Origin of the sequence: Maribacter sp. MAR_2009_72, from assembly GCF_007827235.1 — a bacterium.
GTDB classification, from domain to species: Bacteria; Bacteroidota; Bacteroidia; order Flavobacteriales; family Flavobacteriaceae; genus Maribacter; species Maribacter sedimenticola.
Map to the genome: position 1 here is coordinate 2,378,640 of NZ_VISB01000001.1, position 16,186 is coordinate 2,394,825.

The 16,186-nt window shown below is 36.8% G+C and carries 21 protein-coding genes; 10 read left to right on the top strand and 11 right to left on the bottom strand.

Annotated elements, in window-relative coordinates:
* Positions 1-30 precede the first annotated feature (30 nt).
* The gene (locus JM81_RS09915; RefSeq protein WP_144802900.1) at positions 31-759 is read left to right on the top strand and encodes a hypothetical protein; all 729 of its coding nucleotides are present in this window, start codon (positions 31-33) and stop codon (positions 757-759) included.
* Here JM81_RS09915 and JM81_RS09920 read toward each other — a convergent pair.
* Genes JM81_RS09920 through JM81_RS09940 form a run of 5 tightly spaced genes read right to left on the bottom strand, consistent with a single transcriptional unit; the run spans position 742 to position 6,521 of the window.
* The gene (locus JM81_RS09920) at positions 742-1,386 is read right to left on the bottom strand and encodes a thioredoxin family protein (RefSeq protein WP_261375014.1); all 645 of its coding nucleotides are present in this window, start codon (positions 1,384-1,386) and stop codon (positions 742-744) included. The genes JM81_RS09915 and JM81_RS09920 overlap by 18 nt on opposite strands.
* Before the next feature lie 23 nt (positions 1,387-1,409).
* Positions 1,410-2,813, bottom strand: coding sequence for a TolC family protein (locus tag JM81_RS09925; RefSeq protein WP_144802902.1), 1,404 nt, complete (start codon positions 2,811-2,813; stop codon positions 1,410-1,412).
* 2 nt (positions 2,814-2,815) lie between these two features.
* Positions 2,816-4,168: an HlyD family secretion protein gene (locus JM81_RS09930; protein WP_144802905.1), complete on the bottom strand. Its 1,353-nt coding sequence runs from the start codon at positions 4,166-4,168 to the stop codon at positions 2,816-2,818.
* A gap of 6 nt (positions 4,169-4,174) precedes the next feature.
* Positions 4,175-5,842, bottom strand: coding sequence for a peptidase domain-containing ABC transporter (locus JM81_RS09935; RefSeq protein ID WP_144802908.1), 1,668 nt, complete (start codon positions 5,840-5,842; stop codon positions 4,175-4,177).
* A complete protein-coding gene (locus tag JM81_RS09940; protein WP_144802911.1) occupies positions 5,835-6,521 on the bottom strand; it encodes a TetR/AcrR family transcriptional regulator in 687 nt (228 codons plus the stop codon). The genes JM81_RS09935 and JM81_RS09940 overlap by 8 nt, the downstream gene beginning before the upstream one ends.
* Before the next feature lie 279 nt (positions 6,522-6,800).
* Between JM81_RS09940 and JM81_RS09945 the strand changes: the two genes are divergently transcribed.
* Positions 6,801-7,187 (top strand): hypothetical protein, encoded by a 387-nt coding sequence (locus tag JM81_RS09945; RefSeq protein WP_144802915.1) that lies wholly within the window; start codon positions 6,801-6,803, stop codon positions 7,185-7,187.
* A 177-nt stretch (positions 7,188-7,364) separates the two neighbouring features.
* On the opposite strand, the gene JM81_RS09950 is transcribed toward JM81_RS09945, so the two are convergent.
* Positions 7,365-8,288, bottom strand: coding sequence for a LysR family transcriptional regulator (locus JM81_RS09950; RefSeq protein WP_144802918.1), 924 nt, complete (start codon positions 8,286-8,288; stop codon positions 7,365-7,367).
* 92 nt (positions 8,289-8,380) lie between these two features.
* On the opposite strand from JM81_RS09950, the gene JM81_RS09955 reads away from it, so the two are divergent.
* From JM81_RS09955 to JM81_RS09975, 5 genes are all read left to right on the top strand, one after another.
* Positions 8,381-8,644 carry a hypothetical protein gene (locus tag JM81_RS09955; protein WP_144802921.1) on the top strand — a complete coding sequence of 88 codons (264 nt, stop codon included), beginning with the start codon at positions 8,381-8,383 and terminating at the stop codon, positions 8,642-8,644.
* 14 nt (positions 8,645-8,658) lie between these two features.
* Entirely contained in the window at positions 8,659-8,943 is a 285-nt protein-coding gene (locus JM81_RS09960; RefSeq protein WP_144802923.1) for a hypothetical protein, read from the top strand.
* A 119-nt stretch (positions 8,944-9,062) separates the two neighbouring features.
* Positions 9,063-10,025, top strand: coding sequence for a sodium-dependent bicarbonate transport family permease (locus JM81_RS09965; RefSeq protein ID WP_144802926.1), 963 nt, complete (start codon positions 9,063-9,065; stop codon positions 10,023-10,025).
* 34 nt (positions 10,026-10,059) lie between these two features.
* Positions 10,060-10,623 carry a DNA-3-methyladenine glycosylase I gene (locus tag JM81_RS09970; RefSeq protein ID WP_144802929.1) on the top strand — a complete coding sequence of 188 codons (564 nt, stop codon included), beginning with the start codon at positions 10,060-10,062 and terminating at the stop codon, positions 10,621-10,623.
* Positions 10,624-10,641: 18 nt separating this feature from the next.
* On the top strand, positions 10,642-11,226 hold the full coding sequence (locus JM81_RS09975; RefSeq protein WP_144802932.1) for a hypothetical protein: 585 nt from the start codon (positions 10,642-10,644) through the stop codon (positions 11,224-11,226).
* A 13-nt stretch (positions 11,227-11,239) separates the two neighbouring features.
* Here the strand turns inward: JM81_RS09975 and aat are convergent, their stop codons facing one another.
* Together aat and JM81_RS09985 are read right to left on the bottom strand one after the other, a co-directional pair.
* Positions 11,240-11,872 (bottom strand): leucyl/phenylalanyl-tRNA--protein transferase, encoded by a 633-nt coding sequence (aat, locus tag JM81_RS09980; RefSeq protein WP_144805622.1) that lies wholly within the window; start codon positions 11,870-11,872, stop codon positions 11,240-11,242.
* Between the two features lie 109 nt (positions 11,873-11,981).
* Positions 11,982-12,356: a DUF3127 domain-containing protein gene (locus JM81_RS09985; RefSeq protein ID WP_089260882.1), complete on the bottom strand. Its 375-nt coding sequence runs from the start codon at positions 12,354-12,356 to the stop codon at positions 11,982-11,984.
* Between the two features lie 126 nt (positions 12,357-12,482).
* Here JM81_RS09985 and JM81_RS09990 point away from each other — a divergent pair, with 126 nt between their 5' ends.
* The gene (locus JM81_RS09990; RefSeq protein ID WP_089260883.1) at positions 12,483-13,631 is read left to right on the top strand and encodes a sensor histidine kinase; all 1,149 of its coding nucleotides are present in this window, start codon (positions 12,483-12,485) and stop codon (positions 13,629-13,631) included.
* Positions 13,632-13,634: 3 nt separating this feature from the next.
* Positions 13,635-13,991 (top strand): hypothetical protein, encoded by a 357-nt coding sequence (locus JM81_RS09995; protein ID WP_089260884.1) that lies wholly within the window; start codon positions 13,635-13,637, stop codon positions 13,989-13,991.
* On the opposite strand, the gene JM81_RS10000 is transcribed toward JM81_RS09995, so the two are convergent.
* Both JM81_RS10000 and greA read right to left on the bottom strand, forming a co-directional pair.
* Positions 13,978-14,370, bottom strand: coding sequence for an HIT family protein (locus tag JM81_RS10000; protein ID WP_144802935.1), 393 nt, complete (start codon positions 14,368-14,370; stop codon positions 13,978-13,980). The genes JM81_RS09995 and JM81_RS10000 overlap by 14 nt on opposite strands.
* A 75-nt stretch (positions 14,371-14,445) precedes the next feature.
* Positions 14,446-14,922, bottom strand: a complete 477-nt coding sequence (gene greA, locus JM81_RS10005; protein ID WP_089260886.1) for a transcription elongation factor GreA — start codon at positions 14,920-14,922, stop codon at positions 14,446-14,448.
* Positions 14,923-15,054: 132 nt separating this feature from the next.
* Here greA and JM81_RS10010 point away from each other — a divergent pair, with 132 nt between their 5' ends.
* Positions 15,055-15,492, top strand: coding sequence for a Rieske (2Fe-2S) protein (locus tag JM81_RS10010; protein ID WP_144802938.1), 438 nt, complete (start codon positions 15,055-15,057; stop codon positions 15,490-15,492).
* On the opposite strand, the gene JM81_RS10015 is transcribed toward JM81_RS10010, so the two are convergent.
* Positions 15,493-16,158, bottom strand: coding sequence for a hydrolase (locus tag JM81_RS10015; protein ID WP_144802941.1), 666 nt, complete (start codon positions 16,156-16,158; stop codon positions 15,493-15,495). It abuts the gene before it with no gap.
* Between the last annotated feature and the right edge of the window lie 28 nt (positions 16,159-16,186).

Consider the following 16,186-nt stretch of genomic DNA (forward strand, 5'->3'; position numbering starts at 1 on the left):
ATATTTTGGTATAATTGAGGTTATAATACCATGAATTTAAACAGACAACAACTATCATTGCTTATTACGTTTCTTAGCATGGCTATAGTGGTCCTGGTATTGTTCAGTATTCACTTAGGAGGCAAGGAAGAAAGGCATGATGAATATGTTGTTGAAATGGTGATGGACGAGGAAATTATTGAAAAATTACTGGAGGAAGAAGAAACCAAGGAAGAGCAGGCCAATCTAGATCCAATTAAAAGTCATTTGGCCTATAACGAAACTGCCAAACCTAGTTATGGTAATCCCGAGCCCTTAAAAACATTGGACGAAATTTTACAGGAGCGCAGTGAAATGGAAGAAAGCGCTACAACGGACAATGCAACTGACGATGAAGGTTATGCTGAACGAATAAAGGCTTTGGCCAAAAAAAGGGAAGAAAAACGACAACTTCTTGGTGAAAAGGAAGCCCAAAAAAAGGAATTTACCAATAACCTCGCCGCGCGTAGGACTTCCGTTTCCTATTCATTGCTTAACAGGACTAATTATAGGTTGCCTCCCCCAATCTATACATGTATAGAAGGTGGTAAAGTAGTCATCAATATAGTGGTAAACGAATTGGGTTATGTTACAGATGCGGACTTTAACGAACGTAGTTCCGGCACCTCTAATGGTTGCCTTGTGGAAAATGCAATAGCCTATGCTTTAAAATCCCGTTTCAACTCATCTGATAAGAAATCTCAAAAAGGTTCTATTACCTATTTATTTCAAGGGAAGTAACCTTAATAAATCCTCTAGAATACTCTGCCCTTTATCCTTATTATAAAATAGCTGTAGATCTTGCTTGAACTCGGGCGTAAGCTTGCCATGCGTATTCTTATACTTTTCTACCATTACCGTAGCCTTCATAGATCGTGGCCCCCATGTTGCCACTGGGACACCACTATTTTGATTAATAGCAACTAATTTAGGAATAGACCTTGTTCCATTTGTCAAAAAACGGTCCATGATCGCCAAATTCATATCACGTAAAATTATAGTCAACGAAACTTTAGGGTTGATTTCCGTTATCTTATGCATTACCGGCAGTGCGGGGGAAGCATCTCCGCACCAACTTTCCGTCAATACCAACCAAGAAACAGGTTGATCTACAGATTTGATTTTGGCAATATCTTCATCACTGAACCTTAAGGTTTTGTCCCACCTCCTCATTCGGCTATCGTTCAACCGGGTATACTGTACAAAAGCTTCCGTTTGCTCCGGGCCCGTAGTAGCACCCTTTTCCGCCAAGCCGGCCACCAAGGCCCTGTATGCACCATACGTGTACCCGTTAATCAAACTTTTTTCAATTAAATCCTCTACGGCAAGCTCCATATTATCCTTGTTCAATACATTAATCGTAACCATTAGTAGCCAACACCACCCAATACTTACAAATTTTCCGGATTCACCGCCAAGCTATTGAACAATTTGGCCTTTGCCGTAAAATATTTATTCTCAACTAGATTTTGTTTTAAGACGGCATCAATCAATTTTGTCTCTCTTGAATTAATCAAGAACAATGAACTTTCACCAAAACTGAACTTACGTTCCTCCGCGGCCAAAAGTGCCTGATAACTTGCCACAATATCCTCTATTAAGCTGTTTTGTTTCTCAAAAGATTCCAGTTCATTATAAATTGCCACTATTTTGTTTTGTATTTGTACTTGGGCATTATCAAACTCAAACTGGGCATCCCTTAGTTTCAGTTTTGCCAATTTTAAATCTCCCCGCTCCTTTCTTAGGAACAAGGGAAGTTCAAAATTTAACCCGCCTTTATAATTCTGTGGCTCCAATGAATTTAGATAATTGGGCGTATCCGTAATAAATTTATACTCTACATCTATCCTAGGCAGCAGCTTATTGGTCTTTAACCGTTTATCTACGGTCAACCCGTCTATTTTATAACCTAATGATTTTAACTTGGGATGGTTCTCCAGCACAAAACTGTCCAACGGCTTTCCTAAAATTTCCAATGCCTGATCTATTTCTACATCCAAAGAGAGATCTGGTAAGACTTTTTCCTGAAGTTCCATGGGAATATTCTCTCCCATCCAAAGAAAATTTGAGAGTTCCAACTTGGCATTACGTAAAGTAACCTTAGCCTGTTCAAGTTCTAACGCCCTATTCTGAACGGCAATTTTGGCCTCAACGGTGTCTATTGCGGCAATTTCGCCTGCCAATGCGCTTTGATTGATGCCTTTTAGCCTAACCTTAGCATTATCCAAAAAATCATTGAACAACAAACTATTTCTATAGGCCTGAAGCCAGTTAAAATAGGCCAAGGAAGCATCATATAAGATTTGATTGACCAAAATATCCCTATCCGCTTTGGATTGTTCCCTAAAGAACTTTGCTTTTTTTAAGGTGGCCATTCTCTCATTGATCCAAGAACCACGGCCCAAGGACAAGGCTACCCCAGCGCTGTACAAACCATCTTCCGGCACATTACGTTCCGCATTAACGTATTCACCTGTATACTGTTCAAAATCTCCCTTGAGCTCTATACCGTACCATGTAGGCACCTTGAAAGTGGCATTTAGCAAATCATAATACTCCGTACCCTTGAACTCCTTTCCTGAATAATCGACCTCGATTTTTGGATCGAACCCTCCTCTGGCCTTCATTAAATTGGCCTGCCCAATATCCAAGGCCATATTTGCTTGTCTTGCTATAGGATGGTATTTTTTGACATAGCCTAAATACTCCCTGAAATTTAACTGTAGGGAATCCACGTTTTGAGCATTTGCAAAACAACCGGCACAAAAACAAATTATAAGGATAGATAATCTCATCTTTATTTTTTTACAGGTTTGTCCTGGGCACCATTGGGCTGATAATAGTTTGGCGGGAAGCCATTTAACTGCCTCCATAGTTCATACCAAATTGGAACATCTTCCAATAAGGCAATGGTATTGGCTCCGGAACCTACCCTAAGGGCGTCGGGCCAAGGTTGATCGCTCTTATCCGGTGATAACAGCACCCTATACTTTCCATTGGGGTTTATAAAGGTTTCTATAGCTACTACCTCTCCGGCGTACGTACCGTAAGAGGCATTGGGCCAACCACTGAATACGATAGCGGGCCAACCATCAAATTGTATCCTTACTTTTTCTCCCAAATGAATCAACGGCAGGTCTATGGGGTTTATAAATGTCTCTACGGCCATGTCATAATCGGCAGGCATAATGCCAACCAATGGTGCTCCTTCCTTAAATGCCTCACCAATACCCGCTTTAATCACCTGGTTAATATACCCGTTCTGCGGGGCCCTTATATAACGCAGGTCATTTCTCATTTGGTAATTGGTAAAGTCATTTTCCAACTTGCTAACCTGTGCTTCAGAGTCAAATTGATTGGACATGGCTGTATACTTATCACTTTGGGCCTTGGATATCTTATCGGTATAGGAGGCCTGTACCCTGTTAATCTCAACCTCTGCGTTCAAAATTTCATTCTTAGCGGCCAGTAATTTGTTCTGTTGTGAAATTAGCTTTGCTTGGGTTTCCTGTAATTTCAGCCTTTTTTCTTCCACATCCGTAACCGCTTTCAACCCTTCGCTCTGCAATTGCTCCGTCCTTTCATATTGGCGCTCCGCAATCTTGATATTGGTTTTAGCGGCCTCAAATTCTATACTATCGCTCTGTGCTTTTAACCTTGCCTGCAATAATTTGTTTTTAGCCTGCTCCAATTTTAACTTTCTTTCGTTATACAGGGCAGCAACTTGGTTGTCCAATGCCTTAACCTTATCCCCATAAGAAGTTACGGAGGACGCTTTGGACTTTAGCTGTTGCCCGGTACGTTCCACCAAATCAGGATCAAAATACTCCGATTTAATTTCAGAGATAAAAAGTATAGTATCTCCCTTGCTTACATAATCTCCTTCCCTTACAAACCATTTTTCTATTCTGCCCGGTATAGGGGACTGTATGGTCTGCGGCCTTTGCCCAGGCTCTAAGGTGGTTAGATATCCTCTGGCATTAATGGTCTGTGTCCAAGGCAAGAACAGTACAATGATACCTATGACCGCAAATGCGAACAAAAAACGATTAAAATGCTTGTAATGCCTATAATGAAAGACTTTTTGGGCAGATTTAAAATGGTCCAAAGAAACCTTTTTATTAAGTTTTTTATGAGATATATTCAACATATGTGCTTACAATTCGTTAATTATTTTTCCTTTTTCCATCGTAATTACACGAGAACATGTATTGATCCATTTATCATTTTCACTGACCACCACTAATGCCCAACCATTGACAGGATCGCTTAAAAATTTCAAGATTTTATCAGCTTCATCAATATTGAATTGTTCCAAAGGATCTTTTAATAGCAATAGTTTGGGTTTTCTCACGATACTTCTTGCCAAAACTATTTTTTTGGATACCGTATGGGGTATCTGTTTGCCCTCAGGATAAATTATGGTATTCAATCCTTTTGCCTGGCTCTTAACAAAATCGGTCAAGCCAACTTTGTCCAAAGCCCAATATACCTGCTCATTAGTGATATCCTTGTCCCCAAAAGTTATGTTATTCAAAATGGTCCCTTCAAAAGGAGATTCTTCCAACAATGATTGGCCTAGCTTGGAGCGGTAGTAATTTAAGTTCATACCCCTTAAGGAAACGCCGTTTACATACACTCCACCGCTATCCGGTTCTAAAATTCCTGCTATGATCCTCAACAACGTATTTTTTCCCGAACCGCTGTTACCCCTTAATAAGATGGTACAATTTGGGGTAATGGTCAAGTTAAGGTTTGAAATGATTACCCGTTTGTCATGCGGAACACTATAGGTTATATCATTTAATTCTATGGTCAACGATTCATCATCGGTAAAGGGTTTTTCACCATCTTGAGGCTCTAGCTCCTTATCTACCACCTGGCCCATTTTTTCCAAGGAGGTTAATAGGTCATAAAAAGTTTCCAGACCCAAAATCAATTTTTCCACCGAGGTTATCACCAAAAGGATAATAATTTCCGCCGCTACAAATTGTCCAATATTCATTTCTTGGTTTAAAACCAAAAGCCCCCCGATCAATAAAAGTCCGGCCGTTACCAAGACTTTAAAACCGATCATCTGTATAAACTGGAGCACCAATATCCTAAAATGGCTTTCCCTAGCATTGAGATACCCCACAACCAAGGTATCATTCTTTTCCAATGCATGGGATGTTTTACCGGATAGCTTAAAACTAACAATACACCTTGCGACTTCCTGCAACCAATGCACTACCTGGTATTTGCTTTTTGACTCATCTAAACTTGTGTCCAGCCCTCTTTGTGCGGTAAACTTGAACACGATATAAATAAGCAGCAACAAAAGCAAACCATAGGCTATAAAAAATGGATGGTAAAAGGATAGTAGCAACAACCCAAAAACAATCTGCAGTAAGGCAGCCGGGAAATCTATTAAAACTTTGGACAACGACTTTTGAATGGTCAATGTATCAAAAAACCTATTTGCCAATTCCGGTGGATAGTAGTTGTGCAGCTCACTCATTTTAATTTTAGGAAATCTGTAAGCAAATTCAAATGAAGAACGGGTGAAGATTTTTTGTTGTACATTTTCAATAATTCGTATCTGCATTAATTGCAATATTCCCACAAATGCCACCCCTAGAGTAACCAATATTACCAAAACAATCCAGGAAGTACTGACTTGCGCCCCTTGCAACAAATTTATTATAGCCTGTATACCCAATGGTAAGGAAAGGTTAACGACACCGGCAAAGACGGCATAATAAAATACTTGGAATATATCTCGTTTATCCAGTTTTAAAAGTCCTAGAAAACGTTGCCATGAGGTTAGAAGTTTCTTACTCATTTATTGGTCTATTTAGTGTATTAAAAACTAGATGTGTAAGGTACTCGGCAATAGTTACCTTGTCGTTGCAATCTGTTAATGTAGAGAAATGGTCCTTTAAAAAATGTTGATGTAAAGCACTTTCCAAAAGGGTGCTTGCCAAACTGGAAGGAAACTTATAAGAGTCGTTGACATCTTTGATCATTTCACCAATTCTACCCACCATTCTTTTATATACTGTAAAATATCCTTCCTTATTCTCCTGATCTACCTCTTTGGTCAAATAGGATTTGGAATATTCATTGATCACTATTTCATTTAAAACAACTTCGTTAATATGTGAAAAGGACGAATCAATTTTAACTTCACTGGTTAGAATTTTTATTCCCTTTTGTAGCTTTTCCTTAGGATCTTGAATACTATGGGTAGCAAAGACCAAATGATACTCCATCCAACCCCAATACCATGACGTCAGGTATAACAACAGCTTATGTTTATTTTCAAAATAGCGGTATATAGAACTTTCATTGGATCCTATTTCCCTTCCCAATTTTTTAAATGTAAAGCTCTCAAATCCCATCTCATTGATCATTATAATACTATGTTTAATGATTCTCTTGCCCAAATCAGATGATTCAGGGTCTTTCACAAATATTTTATCGTTTATGACAATTTTTACTGATCTAAGTAAATGTTCCATATTTTAATAATATTGCAATACAAATATAATAGTATCACTATCATATAGTGATAGCTTAACTTTCTTTTAACGACAGTATTCCTATTTTTTATAATATTCTTATTATTTTGTGTTTAAAATTGTAATCTAACAATTACAGGAGGGATATATTATCATTTTGCCAGTTGTCAAATAAATAAGAAGCTAGATAATTTAGAGGTTCTGATAGACTGATTACAAAGCTTTAATAAGCGTAAAGAATATTTAAAAACGAAGTACAACCCTAAATAATAGATTATTATGAGAAATTTAATGTTTGTTTTTGTTTTGTTATTTATAACACCAAAACTATTTGGGCAAGATCATAACATAATGGTTACCGATGGCGATGTTTTGATTATTAACAAAAACCATAATATGCCTTTTGACCATATTGATTTCCCAAGAGCCAATTTTATAATTAAACGAGGTGCAATAGCTAATTTTAAAAGTTTAAATGGAATGGCGGTAAGGGTTAAATCATCACATGTTAATTCAAAGGGTGATCAAATGGCCAAACTAGTCCCTTTAGCGGGCGGTAAATTCTTTAATCGCTTTACCTTGGTTTCGGCAAACCTGAGTAAAGCTATTGAAAGTAATGAGCTAGTGCGACCTAATTTATCTAAAGAATCATTAGCAAATAATTAATATTAATTTTTGTTCTCCGATACGGCCTAGAAATCCCATGCTTACCTATAATATTGGGCTCTGGGCCGTATTATATACACCTTATTAATCCAACGAAAAGCAAACTTAGATTAGTCTCTAAACAGATTAGTGTTATTACCTAAAAATAAACGTCAATTTTTTACAGTATTACCCGCTTTAGTATTCTTTAATCCAACTAAAACTATCTTCAATAATACGTTCCTTTTCTTGTTTTATATAGTTTAAAAAAGCGTGAGCGGCGGGCGATAGTTTTTTTGAACTTAACCAAACCAAATTCCAAGTAGTGTTAATTGGCAAGCCTTTCACGTCTACTATTCTTAAGTCTTTATTCTTTAGCTCATGTTTTATTCCAATGAGAGGCATAACAGAATATCCTAGACCGGCTATTACAGCTTGTTTAACGGCTTCATTAGAGGTAAGTTCCATTTTTTTAATAGACCTGTATTTGTTCTTTGCTATAAAATCTTCCATAGCGTTTCTGGTAGCCGAACCAGGTTCCCTAAAGATTAGCGGTCGCGTTTCAAAAAGTTGTCTTTTAGTCAATTTTTTATATAACACCTCATTCCCACTACCCACAAAAAACAATTTATTCTCCAAAAGTGGCACAGCTTCTATTTTTAAATTATCAGGCAAAACCGAAACTAACGCAAAATCAATTTTATTTAGTTCCAAGGCCCTAACTACCTTTAACTTATTTGTTACATCCATAATTAGCTCAAGTCCATTGTTTTCCCTCATAAAACCATTTAAAAAAAAGGGCATCACATATTTACCAGTGGATACAACTGATAATTTTAACCGACCAGAGAGATTGCCTTGGTAAGTCAATGTCTTATAGTTTATGGCGTGTACCTCATTTAATATTTTTTCTGCCGCTTTGGCAATTTCTTGGCCAAAATCCGTTACAAAGAGCTTTCTACCCACCACCTCCGTAAGTGGAATTGGAAATTGATCTTGAAAATTTTTTAGTTGAATTGAGACGGCTGGCTGCGTTAAAAACATCTCTTCTGCCGCAAGCGTAATACTCTCTTTCTCTGTTACTTTAAGAAACACTTGAAGTTGATGCAACGTATAATTCATAAATATTTTTTATGTTTTTCATAATAAATATAAATAATATTTTATCAAATAAGATTCACACCTTTGCCTCGAGAACTAAAAAACAAATCAATATGAAAGAGGTAATACAATTAAATAAGCGGAACAAAAAGCCCCGAAATCAATTACTAAAAATAATTTTTATTGTGGCATTTGCGACTTTCATTTTATCATTCTCCTATGTAAATGACAAATTGTTCCTAAAAGAGTTATCGATAGCAATTGCCACAATAACTATTGCTGTAGTAGTTAAGGAAAAAAATACCAAGACAGGATTTTCAAGAGTTGTAAATCTTTATGACAAAGAGAAAAATTTAGATAAAAGAAAAATTAATTAACCCTAAAACAAAGCATGAAAAATTCAAAACAATCAGTAGACCTTATCAAAGGCAACTTTACCCCAACAGAAGCTTCAGATTTATTAATCGCATTTTTAGATCATAAAATAAATTTTCACAAATTGGAACGTTTGGCAGTCTACGCAGTACATCCAAATGGTGATACAGCGGAACCTTCGGATAGAATAAATGAATTGGAATATGATAAGAGCATTGTAAAGGATTTTATATCTCTTGCGAGGAGGGATGGTAAAAATTTAAAAATAAATAGTTCTATTGTCCTAGAAATTGAAGATTAATCTAAACTACGATAAGATAAATCATACTAAAAACAATACAAAAGCCTTCACTCCATAAAATATAATAAGGATTGAAGGCTTTGTTTTGTCCAAAAAACAAAATAACCTTATTACCATCAATGGATTTAAATTTACTTGTTGACAATCTAACGAACCCAGCCCTACTATTTTTCTTCTTGGGTATACTTGCAGTTCAATTGAAAAGTGATTTGGAAATACCACCAAATTCATCCAAGTTTATCTCTCTTTATTTAATGTTTTCAATTGGTTTTAAAGGGGGTGTAGAGCTATCTCATAGTAATTTGGATTTGGAAATACTTTGGTCACTTTTATTTGGTGTTTTTTTAGCGCTATTTATACCCATTTATTCTTATTTTATTCTTCGAAAAAAATTCAATGCAGCCAATTCTGGAGCTATAGCAGCGGCTTACGGTTCTGTAAGCGCCGTTACCTTTGTAACCGCCATATCCTTCTTGGAAATTGAACAAATAAATTTTGGTGGGCATATGGTGGCAGTAATGGCCTTAATGGAAGCACCATCAATAATTATTGGTGTCCTATTAATGTCTTATTTCCAAAAAAATAAGAAGAACAAAATTAACCTCTCGACCGTCCTAAAGCACTCCCTTACCAATGGTAGTGTCTTACTCATAATTGGTAGCCTTTGTATTGGTTTTCTAGCGAGTGACCATCAGGCAATGGGCATTAAGCCCTTTACCACAGATATCTTTAAAGGATTCTTGGCAGTGTTTCTTTTAGACATGGGTATTAGTAGCGGTAAAAAACTTAATGATTTTATGAAAAAGGGCTGGTTTGCCTTATTATTCGCTATAATTATTCCTTTAATTAATGGTAGTGCCGTAGCGATTATAAGTTCCGTTATTACGCAGAGTGATGGCAATAGACTCTTGTTCGCCATTCTAGCAGCCAGTGCATCCTATATTGCCGTACCTGCTGCAATGCGTTTGGCCGCCCCAAAAGCAAATCCTAGTTTGTACTTGCCCATGGCTTTGGCCATTACTTTTCCTTTTAATATTACTTTAGGTATGCCGCTTTATCTTTGTATCGTTCAATATTTTTAATTAATTCCCATATCTTTAAATCCATAATTCTGCTATGGAAAAAAAGAGATGTGGTTGGTGCGAAGGTGACACCTTATACGAAAACTATCATGATAAAGAATGGGGCGTACCCGTTAAGGATGATGATACTTTATTTGAATTTTTGATACTGGAAACTTTTCAAGCCGGACTTAGCTGGATAACAATTTTGCGTAAACGCGAAAATTTCAGGAAAGCATTTGATGATTTTGATTATAAAAAAATCGTATTATATGATGACTCCAAAATCCAATCCTTATTACAAAACAAGGGTATTATACGCAATAGGTTAAAGGTGAATTCTGCCAAAACCAATGCCCAGGCCTTTATAAATATTCAAAATGAATTTGGAAGTTTTAGCATGTACATTTGGGGGTTTTTGAATGACAAACCAATAAAAAATAAGGTGGTGAATTATAAAGAAGCCCCAGCTACTACTCCCTTATCTGATAAGATAAGTAAAGACCTTAAAAAAAGAGGGTTTAAATTTGTTGGCAGTACAATTATTTATGCCTTTATGCAAGCAACGGGTATGGTAAACGATCATGAAATCAATTGTTTTAGATATCACCAAGTTTAACTCTTAATGCAAATTCCTTTGAGCAGATCATTAGTCCTTATATTCGTCTTATTTATTACTTGCTGTTCCGTACTTAGCGCTCAAGAGATATTTGAACGAGAATTTAGAATATTAAAAAGCCAATTTCCGGCACGTTCCCTTTCATTGATTCATGAACATGTGCAAGAAATTAAACGACTAAAGTTTTACCAGGAAATAGACAGTTCTATACCCGTTTATCTTGCAAAATTTAAAAAAGACAAACTTTGGTATGGCGTACAATTTCAAGAAAATGGTGATTTAGAGTTGATACAGATTAAGATAAAGCGTATGGATATCCCCAATGATTCATATTCCCAAATAGATTCATATTTAGACAATATGTTCTCCAAATACAAAATAAAAAGTATACAACAGCAATATCATTCAAATAACGAAGCTTTAGACGTAACTTTTAAAAACGCCTTTCAAAATCTACTATTACCTACGGTAAACTATAAATTTATTGTTGCTGGCAAAAAGAATAAGCGCCACGATCAGTATGAATTGTTATTTGATGCAGATGGAAATTTAAGGCAAGAACGCATAGCACTACCGCAGAATTATGACCATGTCCTCTATTAAGGTATTATCATGATTATTTCAACAACTCCATAAATTTATCCCTAGGCATTTCCTGTGCACCCAAACTGGCCAAATGTGCAGTATATAATTGGCAATCTATGGCTTTATATCCCTTGGCACGTAAATCTTCCGCCAATTTGATAAAGGCAAATTTGGATGCATTGGATGTTAAACTGAACATACTCTCCCCACAAAAAATATGACCTAGATCAATACCGTACAGACCACCAACCAGTTCATTTTGCTCCCACACCTCATAGGATGTTGCATAGCCCTTTTCATGCATTGCACAGTAGGCCTTTTTCATATTTTGCGTTATCCAAGTACCATCTTGCCCTTCTCTTTCAATACTAGAACAATGCTCCAAAACTTGTTGAAAACAGGTATTCTTGGTCAACCTAAAACGATTGTCCCTAAGTACCTTACGCATACTTTTGGAAATTTTTACTTTATCCGGATACAAGACCATTCTAGGGTCGGGACTCCACCACAATATGGGCGATTCTTCATTGAACCACGGAAATATTCCGTTTGTATAGGCCAATACCAACCGCTCCACGGACAAATCACCACCAACGGCCAAAAGACCTTCGCTATTTGCAGTTTCAACAGGTGGAAATTCTAACCTATCCGTTAAATAGAACAATCTATGTGGACTTTTCACTTATCTAAAATTTATTGTCCTAAAATAAAAAACTTGCCCAACTTATAGCTGAACAAGTTTTATACTTAAACTATTTATAACAATTACCTTTTTAAAAAGGTAGATCGTCATGGTCTTCTTCGTTTAAATTGTCTGCCGGCTCAAAAGCTTCCATTGGAGGTACCGGTGGCATTCCTTCTGGTTGGGATTGTGATACGTTCTCTATTCTCCAACCCTGTATAGAATTGAAATACTTAACCTGGCCCTGAGGGTTGGTCCATTCCCTTCCTCTTAAATTAATACTGACCTTAACATCTTGTCCAACCGCATAGCTATTCAACATGTCACATTTATCCTGTACAAACTCAATCATTATATGTTGCGGGTACTGTTCATCCGTAGTGACGACCAATTCTCTTTTTCTAAACCCATTATTACCAAATGTTTGGGTTTCTCCGATCAATTTTACTTTACCTTCTATTTCCATGTTGAACTCTTTTTACAATAAAGTCCAAAAATACATAAAATGATGCGGTATTAAAACAAGCAAGGACAATAACAACACAACAATTATTTACATTTGGTGTTATCCTTAATATTAGAATACACGTGGATGAACTTTATTCCTAAAAACAAGATTTCCAACATTTTTCTATTGATAGGTTCTTTTGTAGTGGTGAGCCTTATCTTATGGAATACAAACAGTTTTTTTAAACAATTTAAGGAAGAGGAACGCTTAAAAATGGAAATTTGGGCCACTGCGCAATCAGAATTTCTACAATCTTCCGAAACTGTTGATCTAGGTAGTTTACATTTAAAGGTATTTCAAAACAACACCTCTACCCCAATGATCCTTATTAACAAGGATAAATCCATTAGGGTCAATAATTTCCCTCCATCAAAGGTTGATGACTCCCTATATATTCAACGACAGTTAAACAAGTTCAAGAACGAGAACACCCCAATTTCAATAGACCAACAAGGCGAACATTTAGCTACTTTGTATTACGGAAATTCTGAGGTACTCAACAAGTTAAAATTTTACCCTATTGCCCTTCTTTTAATCATATTTCTTTTTGCCGCCGTTATCTATTTTCTTTTCAAAACCAACAAGGCCGCGGAGCAAAATAAACTATGGGCAGGTATGGCCAAGGAAACTGCCCATCAAATAGGTACGCCCCTTTCATCATTGCTAGGATGGAACGAGCTATTGAAAACAGAAGACATTAACCCGAGTATCACCAAGGAAATAGACAAGGATATAGATCGGTTACAAACCATTACAGAACGCTTTTCACAAATAGGATCTTTACCTAAACTTGTTGAAAGTGATATTGTAAAGGAAACAAAGGATGCTTATGATTATTTAAAGAGAAGAAGCTCCAAACTCATTCATTTTAGCTTGCAGACCAAAGTGGAAAAGTTACCCGTTATGCTCAATAGTTCCCTTTATAATTGGACCATAGAGAATTTAGTCAAGAACGGAATAGACGCTATGCGCGGCAAGGGCAGTATTGCCATAGAAATTGTCCCTGAAGGTAAATTTGTGAATATATTGATTGCCGATACCGGTCACGGTATTTCAAAAAGCAACTATAATAGTATCTTTACACCTGGTTTCACTTCTAAAAAAAGAGGATGGGGCCTTGGCCTTTCTTTGGTAAAACGTATTGTGGAAGAATATCATGATGGCAAAATAAAAGTATTGTCATCTGGCAAAGAAGGTACTATAATGCAAATATCGCTTAAAGTATTACATTGATCTATGGCAAAGGAAAAACTGAACATCATAAAGGAGGCAAATCTTAACAATAACTGTCCCGAGTGCTTCAACCAAGATTTGAACCTTACCTTTTTTCAAAAACACACCTATGGCCGTTTTTTTCATAAAATTACGGGAGAACTAAGTCACAAATTGGTATGCAATACCTGTAAGACCACTATTTACCCTATTAGTTGGACAGAGGATATTGAACGTATGTACAATTACTATCAAAAAACTGCTGTGCCTGCCAAAAAATCCTCTAAACCTACACTATTATTTTACAGTCTCTTTTTGGTTATCATAGCACTCATAGCAGGGGTAATCTATCTTTATATCACAGGCGCTATTCAACTTTAGCACCTATGGCCTTGGCAAGTTCTGTAAATTCCTTATCACTAAGAGATACCTTGTGCTGAAATGTAATATCCTTCATATTGTTCAAGGGAATTAAATGAACATGTACATGGGGAACCTCTAAACCTATTACGGACATACCCACTCTTTTGCACGCTACGGTTTGCTGCAATGCCTTGCCCACTTTCCTAGAAAAAGCCATTAGGCCTATATATGTCTCTTCATCCAAGTCCAAAATTTTATCCACCTCTTTTTTGGGTATGCAAAGCGTATGCCCTTTGGCATTAGGATTAATGTCCAAAAAAGCTAAAAAATTTTCATCTTCGGCTACCTTAAAACATGGTATTTCACCATTGATGATCTTTGTAAAAATAGTTGGCATCTTTTTTTAATATTAAATGGCACAAAAAAATCCTATCCAGAATGGGATAGGATTAAATATAGCAAATTACAATTTCTATGTTCTAGAAATTTCAAGAATTTCAAATTTGATAGCTCCACTGGGCACAACAATTTCTGCAGTATCGCCCACTTTTTTTCCCAAAAGACCCTTACCGATCGGTGAACTTACCGAAATCTTGCCCGCTTTTAGGTCCGCTTCGCTTTCCGCCACCAGTTTATAGGTCATCTCCATTCCGTTATTTTGGTTTTTAAGTTTTACGGTAGACAGCACCAATACCTTAGAAGTATCTAGTTGCGACTCGTCTATTAAACGTGCATTGGCTACCGTATTCTCCAATTTTGAGATTTTCATTTCCAAAAGTCCTTGGGCCTCTTTTGCCGCGTCATATTCTGCGTTCTCGGATAGGTCTCCCTTGTCCCTAGCCTCCGCAATAGCCTGAGATGCCTTTGGGCGTTCTACGTCCCTTAAATGGTTTAGTTCCGCTTTTAGCCTTTTTAACCCTTCGGCAGTATAATAAGATACGTTACTCATAACATCCTCGTTTTATAAATAGACAAATCCTCTGCAAATGCCTTTTATAACGGCTTTTTAAGAGAGGATTTAACACAAATATACATATTTTTTACGCACATTTGCTGAAGTTTTTCAAAACAAAATTACACCATGATCCGTTATTTAAGTATTCTATTTCTACTAATTTTCATCTCATGTAGTAATGATGGCACCAATAGAAATCCTTATTTATTGGAGGTAAGTTTTAGGTTCGATGCCAATTTGAACCTACCAGAATATAACCCACTAACAAATATTGGAACTGCTGTACCTATATCAAGTAATTTGGCCGGAACAAGGGGTGTTTTTGTCATAAATACAGGTTTTGATCAGTTTAGGGCGTTTGAAGCCAGTTGTCCCAATCATGCACCAAATGATTGTTCTACCATGAGCTTAAACGGCCAAGTAGTTACGTGTTCCTGCGAAGACTATGAATATAGTTTATTTACCGGTCAACTTTTAAACCGGCCGGAAGACGGAAAACGGTATTATGACTTGTTGGAATACCGCGCCTCTTTAACCGGGAATACCGTTGTGATCTCCAATTGATTATTCCTCTAACCTATATTTTTCCATAATACCTTTGAACAATTCACCAGTACTGGGTGGGGTATAACTTATGGCATTGGCCCCTGCCTCTATGGCTTCCAATATTGTTTCATTGGTTTTACCTCCTGTTGCAATTATAGCCACATTGGTATCTATGTCCCGTATCTTTTTAATAATATCAACCGTATTGCCTGCCCCTGACACATTAAAAATATCTACTCCCGCTTTTATCCTACCTTTTATATCCTCTTTTCCGGATACCACGGTGACCGTAACCGGAATATCTATTTTCTCCTTTAATTTTGTTATTAGACTATTTGGCGTTGGTTTATTGAGTACTACTCCCAAAGCGCCTTGGAATTCTGCATGGATGGCCAACTCCAAAGAACGTACACCTGTGGTAATACCGCCACCCACACCACAGAAAATAGGCTTGTCCGCGGCCAAGATCAAAGCATTTGAAATTACTGGCTGTGGGGTAAAAGGATATACCGCTATTATAGCATTGGCATTCGTATTCCTTATAATGGCCACATCTGTACTAAAGAGGAATGATTTAATGGACTGTCCAAAAACCCGTATACCAGAGCATTGGGAAATGACTTCCGGAACAATAACAATATTGTTTCTGAGCTTACTTCCAAATACCGGAACATTACCCTCCATAACCCCTGAATATTAGGGTCCTAAATTA

Excerpts from the sequence above, each read along its gene's own strand:
- JM81_RS09915 (WP_144802900.1), top strand. The coding sequence starts at position 31 with ATGAATTTAAACAGACAACAACTATCATTGCTTATTACGTTTCTTAGC.
- JM81_RS09920 (WP_261375014.1), bottom strand. The coding sequence starts at position 1,386 with ATGGTTACGATTAATGTATTGAACAAGGATAATATGGAGCTTGCCGTA.
- JM81_RS09925 (WP_144802902.1), bottom strand. The coding sequence starts at position 2,813 with ATGAGATTATCTATCCTTATAATTTGTTTTTGTGCCGGTTGTTTTGCA.
- JM81_RS09930 (WP_144802905.1), bottom strand. The coding sequence starts at position 4,168 with ATGTTGAATATATCTCATAAAAAACTTAATAAAAAGGTTTCTTTGGAC.
- JM81_RS09935 (WP_144802908.1), bottom strand. The coding sequence starts at position 5,842 with ATGAGTAAGAAACTTCTAACCTCATGGCAACGTTTTCTAGGACTTTTA.
- JM81_RS09940 (WP_144802911.1), bottom strand. The coding sequence starts at position 6,521 with ATGGAACATTTACTTAGATCAGTAAAAATTGTCATAAACGATAAAATA.
- JM81_RS09945 (WP_144802915.1), top strand. The coding sequence starts at position 6,801 with ATGAGAAATTTAATGTTTGTTTTTGTTTTGTTATTTATAACACCAAAA.
- JM81_RS09950 (WP_144802918.1), bottom strand. The coding sequence starts at position 8,288 with ATGAATTATACGTTGCATCAACTTCAAGTGTTTCTTAAAGTAACAGAG.
- JM81_RS09955 (WP_144802921.1), top strand. The coding sequence starts at position 8,381 with ATGAAAGAGGTAATACAATTAAATAAGCGGAACAAAAAGCCCCGAAAT.
- JM81_RS09960 (WP_144802923.1), top strand. The coding sequence starts at position 8,659 with ATGAAAAATTCAAAACAATCAGTAGACCTTATCAAAGGCAACTTTACC.
- JM81_RS09965 (WP_144802926.1), top strand. The coding sequence starts at position 9,063 with ATGGATTTAAATTTACTTGTTGACAATCTAACGAACCCAGCCCTACTA.
- JM81_RS09970 (WP_144802929.1), top strand. The coding sequence starts at position 10,060 with ATGGAAAAAAAGAGATGTGGTTGGTGCGAAGGTGACACCTTATACGAA.
- JM81_RS09985 (WP_089260882.1), bottom strand. The coding sequence starts at position 12,356 with ATGGAAATAGAAGGTAAAGTAAAATTGATCGGAGAAACCCAAACATTT.
- JM81_RS09990 (WP_089260883.1), top strand. The coding sequence starts at position 12,483 with ATGAACTTTATTCCTAAAAACAAGATTTCCAACATTTTTCTATTGATA.
- JM81_RS09995 (WP_089260884.1), top strand. The coding sequence starts at position 13,635 with ATGGCAAAGGAAAAACTGAACATCATAAAGGAGGCAAATCTTAACAAT.
- JM81_RS10000 (WP_144802935.1), bottom strand. The coding sequence starts at position 14,370 with ATGCCAACTATTTTTACAAAGATCATCAATGGTGAAATACCATGTTTT.
- greA (WP_089260886.1), bottom strand. The coding sequence starts at position 14,922 with ATGAGTAACGTATCTTATTATACTGCCGAAGGGTTAAAAAGGCTAAAA.
- JM81_RS10010 (WP_144802938.1), top strand. The coding sequence starts at position 15,055 with ATGATCCGTTATTTAAGTATTCTATTTCTACTAATTTTCATCTCATGT.
- JM81_RS10015 (WP_144802941.1), bottom strand. The coding sequence starts at position 16,158 with ATGGAGGGTAATGTTCCGGTATTTGGAAGTAAGCTCAGAAACAATATT.